At 35.3% G+C, this 18,731-nt stretch carries 16 protein-coding genes and 1 pseudogene; 5 read left to right on the top strand and 12 right to left on the bottom strand.

Annotated features, from left to right (window positions below; genetic code table 11):
- Positions 1-10: 10 nt before the first annotated feature.
- From rpmI to ACKTTZ_RS19950, 5 genes are all read left to right on the top strand, one after another.
- The gene (rpmI, locus tag ACKTTZ_RS19970; RefSeq protein WP_034694453.1) at positions 11-208 is read left to right on the top strand and encodes a 50S ribosomal protein L35; all 198 of its coding nucleotides are present in this window, start codon (positions 11-13) and stop codon (positions 206-208) included.
- 117 nt (positions 209-325) lie between these two features.
- A complete protein-coding gene (gene rplT / locus ACKTTZ_RS19965; RefSeq protein WP_034694451.1) occupies positions 326-670 on the top strand; it encodes a 50S ribosomal protein L20 in 345 nt (114 codons plus the stop codon).
- Between the two features lie 367 nt (positions 671-1,037).
- The gene (locus ACKTTZ_RS19960) at positions 1,038-2,219 is read left to right on the top strand and encodes a M28 family peptidase (protein ID WP_407846427.1); all 1,182 of its coding nucleotides are present in this window, start codon (positions 1,038-1,040) and stop codon (positions 2,217-2,219) included.
- Between the two features lie 63 nt (positions 2,220-2,282).
- A complete protein-coding gene (locus ACKTTZ_RS19955) occupies positions 2,283-3,458 on the top strand; it encodes a M28 family peptidase (protein ID WP_034694445.1) in 1,176 nt (391 codons plus the stop codon).
- Positions 3,459-3,668: 210 nt separating this feature from the next.
- Positions 3,669-4,838 carry a M20/M25/M40 family metallo-hydrolase gene (locus ACKTTZ_RS19950; protein WP_034694444.1) on the top strand — a complete coding sequence of 390 codons (1,170 nt, stop codon included), beginning with the start codon at positions 3,669-3,671 and terminating at the stop codon, positions 4,836-4,838.
- Positions 4,839-4,909: 71 nt separating this feature from the next.
- On the opposite strand, the gene ACKTTZ_RS19945 is transcribed toward ACKTTZ_RS19950, so the two are convergent.
- From ACKTTZ_RS19945 to hisG, 12 genes and pseudogenes are all read right to left on the bottom strand, one after another.
- Positions 4,910-6,274: a S41 family peptidase gene (locus tag ACKTTZ_RS19945; RefSeq protein WP_407846426.1), complete on the bottom strand. Its 1,365-nt coding sequence runs from the start codon at positions 6,272-6,274 to the stop codon at positions 4,910-4,912.
- Between the two features lie 53 nt (positions 6,275-6,327).
- The gene (locus ACKTTZ_RS19940) at positions 6,328-6,771 is read right to left on the bottom strand and encodes a hypothetical protein (RefSeq protein WP_253316643.1); all 444 of its coding nucleotides are present in this window, start codon (positions 6,769-6,771) and stop codon (positions 6,328-6,330) included.
- A 1,023-nt stretch (positions 6,772-7,794) separates the two neighbouring features.
- Positions 7,795-9,918 (bottom strand): TonB-dependent receptor, encoded by a 2,124-nt coding sequence (locus ACKTTZ_RS19935; protein WP_407846425.1) that lies wholly within the window; start codon positions 9,916-9,918, stop codon positions 7,795-7,797.
- Between the two features lie 400 nt (positions 9,919-10,318).
- A complete protein-coding gene (gene hisIE, locus ACKTTZ_RS19930) occupies positions 10,319-10,906 on the bottom strand; it encodes a bifunctional phosphoribosyl-AMP cyclohydrolase/phosphoribosyl-ATP diphosphatase HisIE (protein ID WP_034694431.1) in 588 nt (195 codons plus the stop codon).
- Complete coding sequence (gene hisF, locus ACKTTZ_RS19925; protein WP_034694429.1) at positions 10,903-11,655, bottom strand: imidazole glycerol phosphate synthase subunit HisF; 753 nt, start codon at positions 11,653-11,655, stop codon at positions 10,903-10,905. The genes hisIE and hisF overlap by 4 nt, the downstream gene beginning before the upstream one ends.
- Positions 11,648-12,370: a 1-(5-phosphoribosyl)-5-[(5-phosphoribosylamino)methylideneamino]imidazole-4-carboxamide isomerase gene (gene hisA, locus ACKTTZ_RS19920; RefSeq protein ID WP_407849192.1), complete on the bottom strand. Its 723-nt coding sequence runs from the start codon at positions 12,368-12,370 to the stop codon at positions 11,648-11,650. The genes hisF and hisA overlap by 8 nt, the downstream gene beginning before the upstream one ends.
- 2 nt (positions 12,371-12,372) lie before the next feature.
- A complete protein-coding gene (gene hisH, locus ACKTTZ_RS19915) occupies positions 12,373-12,951 on the bottom strand; it encodes an imidazole glycerol phosphate synthase subunit HisH (protein WP_407846424.1) in 579 nt (192 codons plus the stop codon).
- A 2-nt stretch (positions 12,952-12,953) separates the two neighbouring features.
- A complete protein-coding gene (gene hisB / locus ACKTTZ_RS19910; RefSeq protein ID WP_407846423.1) occupies positions 12,954-14,048 on the bottom strand; it encodes a bifunctional histidinol-phosphatase/imidazoleglycerol-phosphate dehydratase HisB in 1,095 nt (364 codons plus the stop codon).
- 151 nt (positions 14,049-14,199) lie between these two features.
- Entirely contained in the window at positions 14,200-15,225 is a 1,026-nt protein-coding gene (gene hisC, locus ACKTTZ_RS19905) for a histidinol-phosphate transaminase (protein ID WP_407846422.1), read from the bottom strand.
- A gap of 434 nt (positions 15,226-15,659) precedes the next feature.
- Positions 15,660-15,794, bottom strand: a pseudogene (locus ACKTTZ_RS19900) (histidinol dehydrogenase); the annotation flags it as partial.
- Between the two features lie 325 nt (positions 15,795-16,119).
- A complete protein-coding gene (gene hisD / locus ACKTTZ_RS19895) occupies positions 16,120-17,394 on the bottom strand; it encodes a histidinol dehydrogenase (RefSeq protein ID WP_034694524.1) in 1,275 nt (424 codons plus the stop codon).
- 326 nt (positions 17,395-17,720) lie between these two features.
- Complete coding sequence (gene hisG, locus ACKTTZ_RS19890; protein ID WP_034694421.1) at positions 17,721-18,578, bottom strand: ATP phosphoribosyltransferase; 858 nt, start codon at positions 18,576-18,578, stop codon at positions 17,721-17,723.
- Between the last annotated feature and the right edge of the window lie 153 nt (positions 18,579-18,731).

The following is an 18,731-nucleotide window of genomic DNA, read 5'->3' as shown; positions in this document are numbered from 1 at the left end:
AAGCAAAACAATGCCAAAATTAAAAACGAAATCAGGTGCTAAGAAACGTTTTGCTCTTACCGGAACAGGTAAGATCAAAAGAAAAAACGCTTACAAAAGCCACATCTTAACTAAGAAAGAAACTAAGCAGAAGAGAAATCTTACGTCTACTTCTTACGTAGCTAAAGTGGATGAGAAAAGCGTTCAACGTCAATTAGCAATTAAGTAGTTTTTATAAATCTATATTCGGTTTATAAGAATTCAAACAAATTCACAATTTTAACCCTGAAACGGTGCAAACAAGAGCAATAACACTGCCGCCCTTTTCAAAAAAACAATTTAAATTATGCCAAGATCAGTAAATGCCGTAGCTTCAAGAGCTCGCAGAAAGAAAATTTTTAAGCAAGCTAAAGGTTTCTTCGGAAGAAGAAAGAACGTTTGGACTGTAGCTAAAAACGCGGTAGAAAAAGCAATGCAATATGCTTACCGTGGTAGAAAAGAGAAAAAGAGAAATTTCAGAGCACTTTGGATCACTCGTATCAACGCGGGAACTAGAGAGCACGGAATGTCTTACTCTCAATTTATGGGAGCTCTTAAAAAGAACAACATCGAACTTAACAGAAAAGTTTTAGCAGATTTAGCAATGAATCACCCTGAAGCTTTCAAAGCTGTTGTAGATCAAGTAAAATAATGTAGAATAGATTTTGTTATCAATATAAGTCCCGGGTTTTCCCGGGATTTTTTTTGTTATATACTTTTATTACCGTTAAAAATCCAGCTGACACTCTTATAAATCCTATTATAATTTCCATATTAACAGTAAACCTTATTAGATAGAATTAATAAAACATGAATTTATCATTGAATACACTTAATACTAAAGAAAAATTTACCTAAATATTATTCATTTAATGAATTTTAAACTAACATAATAATAAATTTAATAAAAAGATATATTATTATTAATAAATCAAGCAAACAGACACTATTCCATTTAAAAATCAACAATAAATGATGATTTATTGCTATATTAGCAATCTCTAAAGAAAGTATTAAAAATGAAAAAAGTTGCAGCTTTTTTGCTCACTTCCATTGCACTGCAAAATATGAGTGCACAAAGTTTTATTCAAGCTTATAAGGACAGAGCAGATATGGTTACTCAAACCAACATTACTACAAACCTTCAGGAATTTGCCGGGTTTGGAGTAAAAAAAACAGGTACAACAGCTAATAATAATGCTCTGGACTGGCTTAAAAACAAATATCTGTCTTACGGATATACAGCAACTAATATGTCTGAAGATTCTTTTACCTACGGAAGCAACACTTCAAAAAATTTAATTATTACCAAAACAGGAACAGTATACCCTAACCAATACATCATTATCTGCGGACATTATGACACAATTGTAGGTCCTGGAGTAAGTGACAACGGCAGTGGAACTTCCATTATTCTGGAAGCAGCGAGAATCTTGAAAAATGTTCCCACAGAATACTCTATCAAGTTTATTCATTTTTCCGGGGAAGAACAAGGACTTGTAGGAAGCAACCATTATGTAAACAATGTAGCTTATCAGAATGGTAATAAGGTTCTGGATATAAAATTGGTTTTAAATATTGATCAGGTAGGAGGTCTTATAGGAAATAATAACAATACCATCAACTGTGAAAGAGATGAAGGCGGAGTATCTTCCAATAATGCAATATCCAATACTCTGACTCAGGAATTGATGACCTGTACTACCCTTTATTCCCCTCTTCAAACGAATCTATCTCATGCTTACAGCTCAGATTACATGCCTTTTGAAGCGAAAGGGTACACTATTACCGGATTCTATGAAACCGTCCAAAGTAATAATGAACATACCGTAAGTGACACTTTTGCCAACCTGGATCCTGTATATGTTTTTAATGTAGGAAAAGCAGCCGTAGGAGCCTTACAGCATTTTGCTGTTGCATCTACTTCCAGCAACCTGTTAGGCACCAACGAAGCATCTGCACAAAAATCAGGTGAAGCAATCAGGATTTACCCTAATCCGGCTAAAGATCTTGTGACAGTGGAATTTCAGGAAAAAGTAAAACAATTCAAAGTTGAAATCAATGACATGTCTGGAAATACCGTGTTATCACTTGAAAACCAGGAAAAAATAAATACTTCAGGATTAACAAACGGGGTTTATACTTTTACGATCAAAACGGATAAGGGAAATACAACAAAAAAAATAATCATTAATAAATAATATCAGTCTGAATATTCTGAATAGGTTTTCTATTGAAAGGATATTCAGACTGAATACTGCAAAATGAAGAAAATCGCTACTTTTTTATTGACTTCTATCGCTATTCAAAGTATTGGAGCTCAAAGTTTTATTCAGGCTTATCAGGACAGGGCAGATATGGTAAATCAAACCAATATTACAACCTACCTTCAGGAATTTGCTAATTTAGGGGTAAAAACTACAGGGTCAACCGCTAATGCCAATGCACTGACATGGCTCAAAAACAAGTACCTTTCTTATGGATATACAGCCAGCCAGATGACAGAAGATCCTTTCACTGCAGGAAGTTATAATTCTAAAAATCTGGTCATTACCAAAACAGGTACCGTATATCCTAATAAATATGTAATCATCTGTGGACATTTCGATAGTATTACCGGTTTAGGAATCAATGATAACGGAAGCGGAACTTCTATTATTCTTGAAGCGGCAAGGATTCTGAAAGATGTTCCGACTGAATACTCTATAAAATTCATCCATTTTTCCGGAGAAGAACAAGGACTTCTGGGAAGCAAACATTACGTAAACAATGTAGCATACCAGAGTGGCGTTCGTGTTCTGGATATTAAACTTGTTTTCAATCTGGATCAGGTAGGTGGTGTGATGGGCAACAATAACAATACGGTTTACTGCGATGAAGATCAGGGCGGACTTTCTTCCAATAATGCCGCTTCGGCTGCTGTAACTCAGGAACTGAGAAACTGTACGGCACTCTACTCTCCTCTTTTAACCGCTGTAGATCCGGCTGCCGATACAGATTATATTCCTTTTGAACAAAAAGGCGAAGTGATCACAGGTTTCTTTGAAAGAATAAGAAGTACCTATCCGCATACGGTGAATGATACTTTTGCCAATACAGATCCTGTATACATTTACAAAATAGGAAAAGCATCTGTGGGAGCATTACAGCATTTTGCCGTTGCTACCGGCACATTGGGAACACATGAAACTGCTGTAAAAAATATGTTGGAAAGTGTAAAAATCTACCCAAATCCAGCAAAAGATGTCATCAATATTGAACTTCCTGATTCCGGAATTAAAAACTTTACTTTTGAAATCACTGATTTCCAGGGACGTTCTATTTTCAAAAGAAACAATGAAACAAAAATCAACGTTTCTTCACTTGAAAACGGAGCTTATATCGGAATTTTAAAAACCGGAGACCAAAAGGTCGTAAGAAAAGTGATGATCGAAAGATAATTTGCATTACTATACAACCATATGAATACAAAAACCTTTGAAGCAGTTCAGAGGTTTTATTTTTTCACACCAGACCCATATTACAGTATTTACAACACATACACAATAAATAATGTGATATTCATAATAAATATTCTTTTATTTCAAAATATTAAACACTTTGTTGTGATTTATTTACTACATTCGTGTTACCAAAATAATATTATTTATATGAAAAAATTCACAACACTTTTATGCTCTGCATTAATGATGCAGAGTATTGCGGCTCAAACTTTTATTCAGGCTTACAAAGACAGAGCGGATTTGGTAACCCAAACCAACATTACGAATAACCTTCAGGAGTTTAGTAATTTAGGCGTAAAAACTACAGGTTCGGTAGCTAATACCAACACATTGAACTGGATCAAAAATAAGTATCTTTCTTACGGCTATACTGCCAGCCAGATCGAGGAAAGTCCTTTTACCTTTGGAAGCACCAGTTCGAAAAATTTAATTATTACCAAAACCGGAACACTTTATCCTAACAAATATGTCATTATCTGTGGGCATTTCGATACCATTTATGGCCCGGGAGTAAATGATAATGGCAGCGGAACATCGATTATTCTAGAAGCAGCAAGGATTCTGAAAAATGTTCCTACTGAATATTCTATAAAGTTCATCCATTTTTCCGGTGAAGAACAGGGATTAAAAGGAAGCAGCCATTATGTGAACAATGTAGTATATCAGGGAGGTGTCCGCAAATTGGATATCAAACTGGTCTTCAATCTGGATCAGGTAGGCGGAGTGAAAGGAAATAACAATACAACGGTATATTGTGATGAAGATCAGGGAGGTGTTTCCAGTAACAATGCCGCTTCTGCAGCTGTCACTCAACAGCTTAGAAATTGTACAGCGCTCTACTCTCCTCTTTTAACTGCTGTAGATCCGGCAGCTGATACAGATTATATTCCTTTTGAGCAGAAAGGTGAAGTGATTACCGGTTTTTTTGAAAGGATAAGAAGTACTTACCCTCACAGCTCTAAAGATACTTTCACTAATATGGATCCTGTTTATGTATACAAGATCGGGAAAGCTACTGTGGGAGCATTACAGCACTTTGCAACAGCTTCTACTACAATGAGCAAGCCTGCCTCTAAAAATTCATTGGAAGCTGTAAAAATCTATCCTAACCCAGCCAATAATGTTCTGAATATTGAATTACCGGATTCTAAAGAAATGAATTTCAGTTTTGAAATCAGTAATTCTATGGGAAGATCACTTTTGAAAGTGAATAATGAAAGAAAGATTAATGTTTCCGGCCTTCAAAATGGAGTATATATTGGAGTTTTGAAAATGGGTGAAGAGACTTTGGTTAAGAATATTATGATTGAAAGATAAAAATTCACTCCATTGATAATAAAAAAACAGCAGGACTATTCCTGCTGTTTTGTTTTATGAATTAAATAATTTTAAAGCTCTTCAACAATCTGTTCTCTTGTTTTGTTATTCAAATCGATAGTCTTTGTTGGAATAAGCTTGTTAGGCACTATATTTCCTGCCGGCCTTATCCATTCTTTTACTCCAAAACGAAAATCCAGTTTTGTATTGGGAGTCTGGAAATTGATCAATTCTCCGAAATGATTGGGATGTCCTTTTTCAGGCATTTCTCCTGCTACTTCTGCCAGTTTATTATCCAAAACCATTACACTGAACATCATAGCGCTGGAGAAAGTATTTTTGCCAACAATGACATAAGTCTTTCCACTGAACCGCAACGGGTTTTTACCCGCGATTATAGAACGCGAGTGTATTGGATAATAATCTCCGTCCTTTATTTTATTATACTCAGGAGATTCTTTATTATTCGATTTTAAATAATCAGCATATTCTTTACTTTTTTTCCATTTTCCCTGGTAGCTTTGGTAAGGTTTGTCTGAAAAGTAATTAATAAGTAAATTTCCCACTGCAGAATTTCCTCCGGAATTGTTGTGAACATCAATGACCAGCTTTTTAGCATTGTCTTTTTTGATTTGGGTGAAAATACTATCAAATTTTGTTTTCCACTCTTCCAGAGTAAATGTATTCCTATCGTCAAAGGTATTGACTGTTAAATAAGCATAATCCTTTATCTTTTTATAATCAACAGGTTTAAAATCTTCTTTTTTCTTTGGCTGCATTTTTGACGCATTCGCTTTCAACTGTTCCAAAGAGATGCTTTTCACTAATGTATGCAATCCACTTTTAAATTTCAGATTGTAGTCATCTGTGATAAAATAGCAGAATTTATTAATCATTATCCAAAACCGATCAACAGCTGTTGGAATTCGTTCTTCTTTGGCTCCCGGAATGGTTTGTGCACAATTTTCCAACACTTCATTGATAGATATATCATTCAATGAAAGCAATTCATCACCAATGTTCAGCTTATTGTCTGAATAGTTTTCTGTAAGAAGCATTTTTCCATTTTCATACTTAAACTTCAACGGCAATACTTTCATGCTTCTTTTTATGCTATCTGTAACACAGAAATCAGACATTGAGCTATGTTCATCGTTTAATGTAACAATCAAGGGTTTTGCGAGGTAGTAAAAATCCTTTTGAGTCATGCCATCTTTCAGAGACTTACGGATATCTGTATATTTTTTTTCAAATTCGGATTTTGAGATCTCAGTATAGGGGTTTATATGTGCATTGACTATTTTGTCTTTAATAAAATCTATATCCTGCTCCAGTTGTTGTTTTGTGAATTTCTGAGCGTAAAGTTCATTACAATTTTTCTGAGCAAAAGCAATCTGAACAAAAAATGCGGCTATCAGGGTTAATTTTAATTTCATGATATTCTTTTCTAGCCAGATTAGTATTTCAGATCCGGTCTTTGTTACAGCATTTATTTACCATTGGGATTGTCAATAGTAACATCATATTTTAAAGCAAATCCTTTGATTTTAGAAACGATATCCTCTTCATTAATAAATCCATCTCTGATATCTGTCAATAATTCCTCCAGAGTTACTTTATAAAGATCGGCCTCATTACATGATAAAAAACGGAGCATTTCTTTTAAAGCATTATCAAAATCTTTAAGTTCACAATAGGATAAATATTTTAACTGAGATGCTAATTCATTGTGCTTGTCTCTTTGTAATAAATTATCCGCAATATCAATAGCCCATTGATATTCTCCTAGTTTATACCAGCAGTTTGACATGAATAATTGTCTGTAGTTTTCAGATTTGGGAGATAATCCATTTAAATTTTGCAAGATTGTAATGGCGGGCATATATTGTCCATCATTCATAAGATCCAGAGCTGTTTGTAACTCGTTAATCATATGTAAGTTTATTTTTTAAGGTTAAGAAACATTTTTCATTTTCAGGATGTATCAATTTTTTTCTTTTTATCTTAAAATAGTGTTTTTTATTTACCGAAACGCTGTCATTTTTCCCTAATGTACTTTGATATTGTGAAGTCAGAAGCAAAGTATCATTTTTCACAGCCCAAACTCCCGAGAATTGTTCAACAGATCCGGGATACATCAAAACAAAATTATTCTTCTTTAGGGTAAGTATAGAGCTTGGAGCATCAGTTACATAACAGATGTTCACATATTTCCCAAGCTTCAGTTGGGAATTGTAGCTTGCAAATGAAAAAATACAAAATAGTATAATTATTTTTCTCATTATACAGTTCCTGTATAAATTACTTAAAATATTTTATTCCTTTTATTATTGAAAAAATCATTAAGACTCCAACCATAAAGATTAAAAAGATATTCTTTAAATCAACCACACTAATACCTTTAACAGATTTATCCTGAAATAAAAAAATGAATACCGGGACAAGACAAATGGCTGACCAAATTACTAAAGCATATTTCATTTCCTAAAATAAACATTTTTTCAAAAATACTATGAATGAATGTCACGAAATGAACGAGACTGTCCAAAAAGTTTTGGCAGCCTCTTGTTGTTATAAAGAAATAGAATTTAGGAGAGTTTGAGGATCATATAAATGTCTTGAATCAACCTTAGATCTGACACTTTATATAAAAAGCCATTCTTGTTCGATAAAATTTAAATAGAATTAACAGGTCGCTCCTACGGAGCTTTATTTTATGGGGATTTCATTTTTCTACTAACAGTAGATCCCGACGGGATCAAATTTAGCTCCAATGGGAGCTGACTGTTAATAGAACGTATTTGTTTTAAAATTAGAGCTCCGGAGGAGCGACCTGTTAATTCATAGCATAAATATTAATATTTTCAATGTATTTATACTTTTTATCGGACAGTAATGGATCGCATAAAAAAGACTGTCCTTTTTGGACAGCCTCATTTTTATAAAAAGATTCAAATTAATAATTAAAATTAAGAGAAACCGTGTAATATCTTCCGTTTCCGCGTACATATTCTGCATCCCGAGCGGTATACATCGAAGTTGGTGTGAAATAAGAAGTGTTGAATACATTCTCTATTCCAAGTCCTATGGTCAGAAGTTTATTCAGTTTATAGCTTCCCTGAACATTGAACAGGTTAAAGCTTTTCACAGGGCCTTCTCCTTCATCATATTTTCCGGATGCAGCAGGTTCAAACTTATCTCTCTTAAACGAGTACATATGATAGACTCCCAACTGTAATTTCTGCGCCTTATCATTCCATTTGACGAAAGAATTCAACCTTGCGGGTGCAATTCTTAAACCGCTTAAATACTTTTCGTAGCTGTTGTCATTTTTCACATCCACTTTTCCTTCCTGATAGGTGTAATTAGTTCCGAAAGTCAATCCCTGTGTCGGATAGATATTCACCGCCAATTCTACTCCGTTAATGTACTGAGGAGCACGAAGCGGAGTCCAGAAACCATTTACAGAAACAAGATCAGCTCCCAGCTTGGAGTAATTATAAAAATAACTGGCTGAAAAATCTACATACTGCCCGATCTTACTGTTGAAACCAATTTCATAGTTGTCAATAACCACAGGATCTGTATTGATTTCACTCAGAACATTGCTTTTCGCATCTCTCAGCACACGGCCCAGATCATAGATATTAAATCCTCTGGAATAAGAAGTGAAGGGCTGGAAGAAATCAAATGCCACATAGCTCACTCCTACATTGTAAGACAGGTTTGAATAGTTTAATCTTCCTCCTTCTACATTGAAGGGAACATCTTTGTTAGAAGGTAAAGTAGTATAATCAGGAACTTTTACGGACATTTTATCCCATCGAACGCCTGCTTTTACCGTCAGATCATCAGTAAGAAATAGTTTTCCCTGTACGAAAGGCGCTGCAGCCAGCATATTCATTTCCGGAACCCACATTCTTCCGTCTACCAATGGCTGACTTGTTTTCTCATTTAAGAGATCCAGACCATAGGTCAATGAACCTTTTAATCCTTTCTCTTTTCCAAATTCTGTATTAAAATCTGCTCTGAAACCGTATTTTTTCTCTAAAATAGCTGATTGTCCTCCTGTTTTCCATCTTGGAGCATTCCTGTAATCATAAATCGTGTAAAAGTCCTGGAAATACAAGGTAGTGTTAAGCGTTGTATTGCGGAAAATATTCTTATTGATATACTTAAGATATCCGTTGTGGTTATATCTAGTTCCTTCTTTTACACCTTCCCGATCTCCTAATTTCCCGGTAGAAGGCTTCTCACCATATTTCCAAAGATCTAAAATATATTTGGAATCCTGCAGGCTCGAATAGTAATTATACATCACTTCCAGTCTGTTGCTGTCATTCAAATCATATCCTATTTTAGCAAAGATATTATTGACGGCAGTTTCTCCCAATCCATATCGTGGATTCTGAACCAATCCTTCGCCATCTATTTTTACTCCGCTTTGAGTAAGAGTTCCATTCACCAGATAATCGAATTTTCCTACTTTTCCGGAGAAACTTTGTGAAACTCTGTATCCTGCGCCACCCTCTGATTTGAACATTTTGTTATTAAACAGATCATGACTGGTAAATCCTAATACCGTTCTACCTGAAAAAGTTTTACCAGAAGTGCTTTTTTGAGTAATATAATTAATGATTCCTCCTTCTGCACCATTCCCATAAATGGAAGTTGCTCCTTTTACCACTTCAATTCGTTCTAAGACCGAAGGATCAATGCTTCTGATTTCTCTGTCGTTGTTACGTAACGGACTGGATTGTGGAATTCCGTCGATCATAATCAAAACATTTCTTCCTCTTAATGTTTGTCCTCTGTTGCTCACCAGATTATTTCCAAACGCTAATCCTGGTACTTTGTAAGCCAGGATATTACTGAGATCAGCAGAAATCAATGACTGCTCTGCAATTTCCTTTTTATTGATAATGTTGACGGTAGAAGCTGTTTTCTTTACAATTTCCGGAGATCTTGATGCGGTAACAATCACTTCATCAAGCCTGTTCTGTTCTAATGAATCTTTTTTCTGGGCAGCGACTTGAGAAAATGCCACAAGGCTTCCGATTAAGAAAATAGATTTATTCATACTTAAGTGTTATTTAGAATAATTAAAAACAAAAGTACGATTTTTAACAGCCTTTGAATTATGAGCGTTTTAACAACCTTTCTCCTGATATAGTTTTAAATTAATTCATTAAATACATTTAAATAAAATAATCCAACAATAAGATTTATATAGTTTATTTTATCAATATCAACTGATAATCGTCATGTATAAAAAATCCCAACACTTTATTGGGTTTTATAATTTTTTCTGCCTTAATAAAAAAGGAAGCGTCTCAAAAGTGTCATTCTGAACACTTGGCTTTTGTCATTCTGACGAAGGAAGAATCTCATTGATAAATAACTACATGGGATTCTTCACCGCGTTGTTGAACTACGTTCACAGACCTTCAGTAAGTTGCTTGACTTTTGAAACAATCTCTTTATTTATCTCTGTTTTTAAGAATTTCCTCAATCTCTTCCAGCGAAAATCCTTTTGCTTTCAATAAGATTAAGAAGTGATACAGCAGATCTGCAGCTTCATTTTTAAAAAGATCTTCATTGTCATCTTTAGCTTCTATAACCAATTCTACGGCTTCCTCTCCTACTTTTTGAGCCATTTTATTGATTCCTCTCTGATAAAGTGAATACGTATAAGAACCTTCAGTTTTGGCATCTATTCTCTGAGAAATTTTTTCTTCCAGCTCATAAAGAAATCCTTTGGCATTCTTTTCTCCAAAACAGCTAAAAGTGCCTGTGTGACAGACTACATTCTTTGGAACGGCTTTAATTAAAATGGTGTCCTGATCACAGTCGATGTCAATACTTTTTACCGTTAAAAAGTTACCCGATTCCTCACCTTTTGTCCAGAGTCTGTTTTTGGAACGGCTGAAAAAAGTAACAATTCCTTCTTTTTTTGTTTTCTCAAAAGCTTCTTCGTTCATATAGCCCAGCATCAAAACCTGCAGCGTTCTGTTATCCTGAATGACTACGGGAACAAGCCCATTATCTTTATTAAAATCTATTTTCATCGTACTTCTATTTTTTGAGTTTTTAACTGTTGTTTTAAATCCAGAATCCCTATTTCATTAAAATGGAAAATACTGGCTGCCAATCCTCCTGTAGCTTTGGTTTCATTAAATACTTTAACAAAGTCATCCACCTTACCGGCACCTCCGGATGCTATCACTGGAATACTGATATTGTCTGAAACCAGCTTTGTGATGCGAAGATCAAAACCATTTTTTGTGCCATCACCATCCATCGAAGTCAACAGAATTTCTCCTGCTCCAAGAGATTCGGCTTGTTTTGCCCATTCTAGCGTAGAGAGTTCGGTAGCCTCTCTTCCACCTTTGATATGCACCAGATCTGTATCGCCTACTTGCCTTGTATCAATAGCAACCACCACACACTGGCTTCCGAATTCCCGGGCCAGATCAGAGATAAGTCCTGGATTTTTCACCGCTGAAGAATTGATACTGATCTTGTCTGCACCTGCTTCCAAAAGCTTTCTTACATCTTCCACAGAGGAAATCCCTCCACCCACCGTAAAAGGAATGCTAAGCTCTTTGGCAATCTCTTTTACCAGCTCTACAAACGTTTTTCTGTTCTCAATAGTGGCAGTAATATCCAGAAAAACAAGCTCATCAGCTCCTTCCTGTTCATATTTTTTGGCAAGTTCTACGGGATCTCCTGCATTTTTCAGGTCTTCAAAATTGATTCCCTTCACCGTTGCTCCATCTTTGATATCCAGACATGGAATAATTCTTTTCTTAAGCATTTTCAATAAAATTTTGAAGTTGTTGTAAGCTTATTTTTCCTTCGTAAATTGCTTTTCCGATAATTGTCCCCGCACAGCCGATATCTTTCATTTTATATACATCAGCAATCCCTGAAATCCCTCCGCTTGCTACCAGCTGAACAGATGTTTTATATAAGATCTCAATATACAACCCTGTTGAAGGTCCTTCCAGCATCCCGTCTTTTGCAATATCAGTACAGATAGCAGTTTGTATCCCTTTTTCCTGATACTGAAGGATGAAGTCGATGATGTCATTATCACTTTCTTCGAGCCATCCGGAGGTTTTGATTTTTCTGTTGTCGCAATCAGCTCCAAGGATAATTTTCTCAGCGCCATATTTTTGAATCATTTCATAGCAGAATTCAGGATTTTGCACCGCAATACTTCCTAAAGTGATCTGTTTTGCTCCAGAATTAAAGGCTGTTTCAATATCTTCCTGAGTCTTTAATCCTCCTCCAAAGTCGATATGCAGCGAAGTAGCATGAGCAATATTCTCTAAAACCTTCTGATTCACAATATGTTTTGATTTCGCTCCGTCCAGATCCACCAGGTGAAGAAACTGAATGCCAAAACTTTCAAATTCTTTCGCCACTTCTAAAGGGTCTTCATTGTATATTTTCTTTGTATTGTAATCTCCTTTTGATAAACGGACACATTTACCGTCGATAATATCAATAGCCGGAATTATTTTCATCATTATAAATTTATAAAGTTTTTAACGATCTGATTTCCCACAATTCCTGATTTTTCAGGGTGAAATTGCACTGCATAGAAATTATCTTTCTGCAATGAAGCACTGAATGGCAGGATATAATCACAAACAGAAGTGGTAAAGTCTGAAAGCTCACAATAATAGCTGTGTACAAAATACACATCACTGCTCTTTTCAATTCCTGAAAACAATGGTGAAATCTGTCCTGAAACAGTATTCCAGCCCATGTGTGGAACAATATCCTTTGCCGGGAATTTTCTGACATTGATATCAAAAATTCCCATTCCTTCAGTATTTCCCTCTTCATTTTCCTTACACATCAGCTGCATTCCCAGACATATCCCTAAAACCGGCTGTGTAAGGCTTGGAATCAAAAGATCAAGTTCTTTTTCCTTCAACAGTTTCATGGTGGATGAAGCTTCTCCTACGCCTGGAAAGATCACTTTATCGGCTTTTAAAATCTGCTCAGGATCATCCGTGATCACAGAATCTATCTTCAGCCTGTTGAGGGCATTCTGGACAGAGTTTACATTTCCTCCGTTGTATTTTATTATGGCAATCATATTTATAAACTTCCTTTTGTAGAAGGTAAACTGTAGTTACTATCCGATTGATTCACTGCCATTTTCACTGCTTTCGCAAAGGCTTTAAAGATGGATTCAATTTTGTGGTGTTCATTATCCCCTTCTGCTTTGATATTCAGATTGGATTTCGAAGCATCAGTAAAGGATTTAAAGAAGTGAAAAAACATTTCTGTAGGCACATCTCCTATTTTTTCTCTTTTAAACGGCGCATCCCAAACCAACCATGGTCTGCCACCGAAATCAATAGCCACCTGAGAAAGACAGTCGTCCATCGGAAGCAGAAAACCATATCGTTCAATCCCTTTTTTCTTTCCTAAAGCTTTTAAAATAGCTTCTCCCAGCACAATTCCTGTATCTTCAATGGTGTGGTGCTCATCCACGGCAAGATCTCCGTTTACTTTAATGGTCAAATCCATATTTCCGTGTCTTGCAATCTGATCCAGCATGTGATCAAAAAAATGAAGCCCGGTTGAAATATCTGACTTTCCGTTTCCATCAAGATTAACTTCAATTTCGATATCTGTTTCATTGGTTTTGCGGGAAACTTTTGCCTTCCTCATTCCTGATTTTAAGAACTGATAAATCTCTGACCAGCTTGTAGTAGAAAGTTCAGATTCACTATTTAAGTTTTGGTTAAGATAAATAGCCTTAGATTTAAGGTTTTTAGCGAGTTGTACATCAGTACTTCGATCACCAATTACATAGGAATTTTCCAGATCATAATTGCCATAGATATATTTTCCCAACATTCCAATTCCTGGTTTTCGGGTAGGAAGGTTTTCGGATTCAAAGCTTTTATCAATTAAAATATCACTAAAAATGATTCCTTCATTTTCAAATGCCTGCAACATTTTTGCGTGAGGTTTTATGAAATCTTCTTCAGGAAAACTTTCTGTTCCCAGTCCATCCTGATTGGTTACCATCACCAATTCATAGTCTAACTCATTAACAATTTTTGCAAGGTTTTGAAAAACTCCCGGATAAAACTCAAGTTTTTCCAGAGAATCTACCTGAAAATCTGTTGGCGGTTCAATAATCAGTGTTCCATCACGGTCTATAAAGAGTACTTTTTTCATATGTTTTTTATAAAATTGTTTTAAACCATTAAGCTTTTTTAAGTGATTAAGAATTATTAAGATAGCTAAAGCTATTAATTTAGTTATATTCTTACTTATTCATCTTTGATGAATCTTAATTTTTCTTATCCTCTTCATCTTTCTTAACGGTTTATATTCCTTTTAAAAGGTTAATTAATTTTTCATTTTCCGAACGATTTCCCACATTAATCCTGATACATCCCGGAATGGCAGGATCTCTTCTGCTGGTTAAGATTTCTTCTTCCAACATTCTTGCATACACAGAATCCACATTTTCCATTCTGATCAGGAAAAAATTGGCATCTGTTGAAAAGACTTTGGAAATACATTGAATTCCTTCAAACTGCTGCTTCAACCATGTTCTCTCTTCCAGAATACGAGTTACGTTCTCCTGAAGTCTGTTTTCTTCTTCTAAAGTCTTTAAAATCAACTCCTGGCTCAAAACATTCACGTTATAAGGTGCTTTTACCGTATTAATAAGGCTGATAATTTCTTCAGATGCATAAGCCATACCTACTCTTGCGCCAGCAATTCCCCATGCTTTAGAAAAGGTTTGCAGTACAATCAGGTTCGAATATTTCTCCAACAGCTCCAGACTTGATTTTTTTCCGGAAAATTCAATATACGCTTCATCTACCACTACAATTCCGTTGAAATTCTGAAGATAAAATTCAATATCATCCACACTGTTTCCGGTAGGGTTATTAGGTGAACATAAAAAGAAAATCTTCAGTGAAGGATCTTCAATTACCTTTAAGAAATTCTCTTTTACAATTTCAAAATTTTCATCCAGATCCAGTTTCAAAACTTTATTCTCGTTGATCGTTGCATAGAAGCCATACATCGCAAATGACGGATTCATCATCAGAATGGCATCTTTTTTAGGCTCGCAGAAAATTTTGATGATAAGATCTATCAGCTCATCACTTCCGTTCCCTATGGCAATCTGTGAAGGTGAAACTTTTTTAAGCCCTGCAAGCTTGCTTTTAAGCTTTTTCTGGGTAGAATCCGGGTAACGGTTGCATTCTCCGAAAGGGCTTTCATTCGCATCCAGCATTACCGGAGCATTAAATTCATTGTGATCCCTGAAACTGATGTAGGGTTGTAATTGTAATATATTTTCTCTTACGAGTGTTTTGATACTGTTATTTTTCATTGTATTGATTTTCTTTTAAAAAACTGATTCAATATAAAATCGTTTTTAAACCATTAAGATGAATTGAGTTATTAAGAATAGTGAAGAAAACATCTTCCGATCTTTATTAAGCAATGAGCTGAATTCAAATGTATCTGAATCTTAATTTTGCTTAAAAGCTTCATTTTTTTTGATAAACGCAATGGACGCAAAGTTTTTTAATTCTGTAACGCTTTTTTAAGGCGCAAGAAAATCTAAGATTTTCAGCAAGTAAAGCGTCATACTTTTTCCCACAGATTTCACAGATTTCACAGATTTTTCATATTTGCCTTCTTCATTGCAGAATCTGCGAGAGATTAAAACTTTGATATTCAATTTTATCGGAGATAAAATCCTTGCGTCTTAAAAAGGGTTCTCATTATAATTCTCTTGCGTCTTTGCGTTTTCCAACATTCTTACTTTAGTCTTATTGACACTGCATTTTTGTGAGCAAACAATCCTTCTGCTTCTGCCATAAGCTCTATTGTTTTTCCTAAATTCTGAAGCCCTTCTTTCGAAAGATGCTGGAATGTTATTTTTTTTACAAAACTCAAATGTATTTGAATCTTATCTTTACTTAAAGGCTTCATTTTCTTAATGGTTCAATTTTTTTGATAAACGCAAGGGCGCAAAGTTTTTTTCTAATCTTTTACTTTTTAAGGTGCAAGAAAATCTAAAAGTTTTAGCAAGTAAAGCGTCATTCTTTTCCCGCAGATTTCACAAATTTCACAGATTTTTTATATTTGTTTTTTTCATTTGGAGAATCTGTGAGAAATCAAAATATTTGGTACTCAATTTTATCGGAGATAAAATCTTTGCGTCTTAAAAAGGTGTCTCATTATAATTCTCTTGCGTCTTTGCGTTTTCCAAAAATTATTATTTTAATCTTATCGAGACTGCATTTTTATGAGCAAACAGTCCTTCAGCTTCCGCCATGAGCTCTATTGTTTTTCCTAAATTTTGAAGACCCTCTTTTGAAAGATGCTGAAATGTTATTTTTTTCACGAAACTGTCCAGAGACACCCCACTGTAGTTCTTTGCATAAGCATTCGTAGGAAGTGTATGATTGGTTCCGCTGGCATAATCCCCTGCGCTCTCACAGGAATAATTTCCTAGGAAAACTGAGCCTGCATTCTGAACTTCCGGAATATATTTTTCAAAATTATCAATCGCCAGAATAAGGTGTTCCGGAGCATAAAGATTGCTGAATTCAAGAGCTTCTTCCAGAGAATCTACTAAAATAAAAGAACTGTTTTCCAAAGCCTGGCCGGCAAATTCATTTCGTGGCAAGTCCCTGACCTGCTGCCCAACAGCCTTTATAGTCTCCTCAAATACTTTAAAGTCTGTCGTTATAAAAACAACCTGACTATCACTTCCGTGTTCTGCCTGTGAAAGAAGATCGGCAGCGCAAAAATCAGGAACTGCCTTTTCATCTGCAATCACAAGAACTTCACTCGGTCCGGCTGGCATATCGATAGCAACTCCATACCGTTGTGCATATTCTTTTGCCGCTACTACAAACTGATTTCCAGGACCGAAAATTTTATTGACGGAAGGAATACTTTCTGTTCCAAAAGTCATCGCTGCAACAGCCTGTGCTCCGCCTGTTTTAAAGATTTTCGAAACTCCACAAAGTTTTGCAGCATAAAGAATGGCGGGATTAACATTTCCATTTTTATCCGGTGGCGTGCAAAGGATTATTTCTTTACATCCGGCAAGATTTGCAGGAACCGCCAACATCAACACTGTAGAAAATAAAGGAGCTGTCCCTCCCGGAATATAAATCCCAACGCTCTCTACAGCACGGTTTTCTCGCCAGCAAACAACTCCTTTTGTTGTTTCAATTTTCTGAATTTCCTGCTTTTGAGAAGCGTGAAATATTGAAATATTTTCTTTCGCCTGTTGAATAGCCTGCTTCAATTCATCTTGAATCTGATTTTCTGCTTCCTGAATTTCGGCATCAGAAACTTTTATGCTCCGGGTTTCTGCTTTATCAAACTTTTTGTTGAATTCTATTAAAGCTTCATCACCCTTTTTTTCCACTTCTATGAATATTTCTGTGATCAGACCTGAAATTTCTTTCTGTTCCAAAACAGGACGTTTTACCAGGTCTTTCCAGGTGTCTTTTGTGGGATATCTGTATATTTTCATTGTACTATTTTTTAAACCTTTTTTTGAACCATTAAGAGTCTTTAAGTTGTTAAGTTTCATTAAGATCATAGCTTAAGCTATTTTATTCAGCTACCTGATACCTTAATAACTCAATTTTTTATGAACGCAAAGGCGCAAGTTTTTTAAATCTTTACTTTTTTAAGGCGCAAGAAAATCGAAGATTTTCAGCAAGTATTTGAGTTATATTTTTTTTATTTCAAGCGACATTAAATTTTATCAGAGATAAAATCTTTGCGTCTTAAAATAGTATTAACTTTATTTTCATTGCGTCTTTGCGTTGAACAACATTTACAATTATCAATTTTCTAAATAACCATTTTATCAATGGGGATGATTAGGATATCCTGAGCACCATTTTCTTTGAGTTCGTCAATGACATCCCAGAAACGTTCTTCATCAATCACAGAATGAATACTGCTCCAGCCTTCTTCCGCCAATGGAATAACCGTAGGACTCTTTAATACCGGAAGAACACCGGCAACTTTCTGTATTTTTTCATTGGGAACATTCATCAGAATGTATTTTGAATTTTTTGCTTTTAAAACCGCTTTGATTCTGAATACGAATTTTTCAAGAATGGCTTCTTTTTCAGCTGATAACTGAGGTGTTTGAGCCAACACAGCTTCCGATTTCAGTAAAGTAACTGTTTCTCTTAACCCATTTTTGAATAAAGTGCTTCCAGAGCTTACAATATCACAAATTCCATCGGCCAGACCGATATTAGGAGCGATTTCCACTGAACCTGAAATAACGTGAATATCTGATACGATTCCTTCTTTTTCTAAAAAGTTTTTAAGGGTATTTGGGTAAGAAGTAGCAATTTTTTTACCCTGAAAATAAGAGATGTCGTCTGTTTCTACTTCTTTGGGAACAGCCAGTGAAACACGGCATTTTGAAAATCCAAGTTTTTGGATCGTTTTGATGTTTTTACCTTTTTCAACCAGAAGATTTTCGCCAAGAATGGCCACATCCACCACTCCGTCTTCCAGATATTGCGGGATGTCTGAATTCCGAAGGTACATGATTTCCATCGGAAAGTTATCTACTGAAACTTTGAGTTGGTCTTTACCATTATTAACAAAGATTCCGCAGTCTTTGAGAAGCTGAAGAGATTCTTCGTAAAGCCGGCCGCTTTTTTGGATTGCAATTTTTAATTTACTCATTTTGCCTTTTTTGGGTCCGAGCAAATAAAAACTGATCTATTGAAATTTCTGATGAGAATTCAGGAAACAAAAAAACCGTCTATTTACTCAGACGGTTTTTATTATTTTTGATTTTAGCACATACTTATATCAATCAATTCCGCCTAACAGAGA

The organism is Chryseobacterium sp. KCF3-3 (assembly GCF_045865955.1).
Lineage (GTDB): Bacteria > Bacteroidota > Bacteroidia > Flavobacteriales > Weeksellaceae > Chryseobacterium.
The sequence above is the reverse complement of the archived record's forward strand: the minus strand, read 5'-3'. Positions and strand labels throughout refer to the sequence as shown.

Excerpts from the sequence above, each read along its gene's own strand:
- rpmI (WP_034694453.1), top strand. The coding sequence starts at position 11 with ATGCCAAAATTAAAAACGAAATCAGGTGCTAAGAAACGTTTTGCTCTT.
- rplT (WP_034694451.1), top strand. The coding sequence starts at position 326 with ATGCCAAGATCAGTAAATGCCGTAGCTTCAAGAGCTCGCAGAAAGAAA.
- ACKTTZ_RS19960 (WP_407846427.1), top strand. The coding sequence starts at position 1,038 with ATGAAAAAAGTTGCAGCTTTTTTGCTCACTTCCATTGCACTGCAAAAT.
- ACKTTZ_RS19955 (WP_034694445.1), top strand. The coding sequence starts at position 2,283 with ATGAAGAAAATCGCTACTTTTTTATTGACTTCTATCGCTATTCAAAGT.
- ACKTTZ_RS19950 (WP_034694444.1), top strand. The coding sequence starts at position 3,669 with ATGAAAAAATTCACAACACTTTTATGCTCTGCATTAATGATGCAGAGT.
- ACKTTZ_RS19945 (WP_407846426.1), bottom strand. The coding sequence starts at position 6,274 with ATGAAATTAAAATTAACCCTGATAGCCGCATTTTTTGTTCAGATTGCT.
- ACKTTZ_RS19940 (WP_253316643.1), bottom strand. The coding sequence starts at position 6,771 with ATGATTAACGAGTTACAAACAGCTCTGGATCTTATGAATGATGGACAA.
- ACKTTZ_RS19935 (WP_407846425.1), bottom strand. The coding sequence starts at position 9,918 with ATGAATAAATCTATTTTCTTAATCGGAAGCCTTGTGGCATTTTCTCAA.
- hisIE (WP_034694431.1), bottom strand. The coding sequence starts at position 10,906 with ATGAAAATAGATTTTAATAAAGATAATGGGCTTGTTCCCGTAGTCATT.
- hisF (WP_034694429.1), bottom strand. The coding sequence starts at position 11,655 with ATGCTTAAGAAAAGAATTATTCCATGTCTGGATATCAAAGATGGAGCA.
- hisA (WP_407849192.1), bottom strand. The coding sequence starts at position 12,370 with ATGAAAATAATTCCGGCTATTGATATTATCGACGGTAAATGTGTCCGT.
- hisH (WP_407846424.1), bottom strand. The coding sequence starts at position 12,951 with ATGATTGCCATAATAAAATACAACGGAGGAAATGTAAACTCTGTCCAG.
- hisB (WP_407846423.1), bottom strand. The coding sequence starts at position 14,048 with ATGAAAAAAGTACTCTTTATAGACCGTGATGGAACACTGATTATTGAA.
- hisC (WP_407846422.1), bottom strand. The coding sequence starts at position 15,225 with ATGAAAAATAACAGTATCAAAACACTCGTAAGAGAAAATATATTACAA.
- hisD (WP_034694524.1), bottom strand. The coding sequence starts at position 17,394 with ATGAAAATATACAGATATCCCACAAAAGACACCTGGAAAGACCTGGTA.
- hisG (WP_034694421.1), bottom strand. The coding sequence starts at position 18,578 with ATGAGTAAATTAAAAATTGCAATCCAAAAAAGCGGCCGGCTTTACGAA.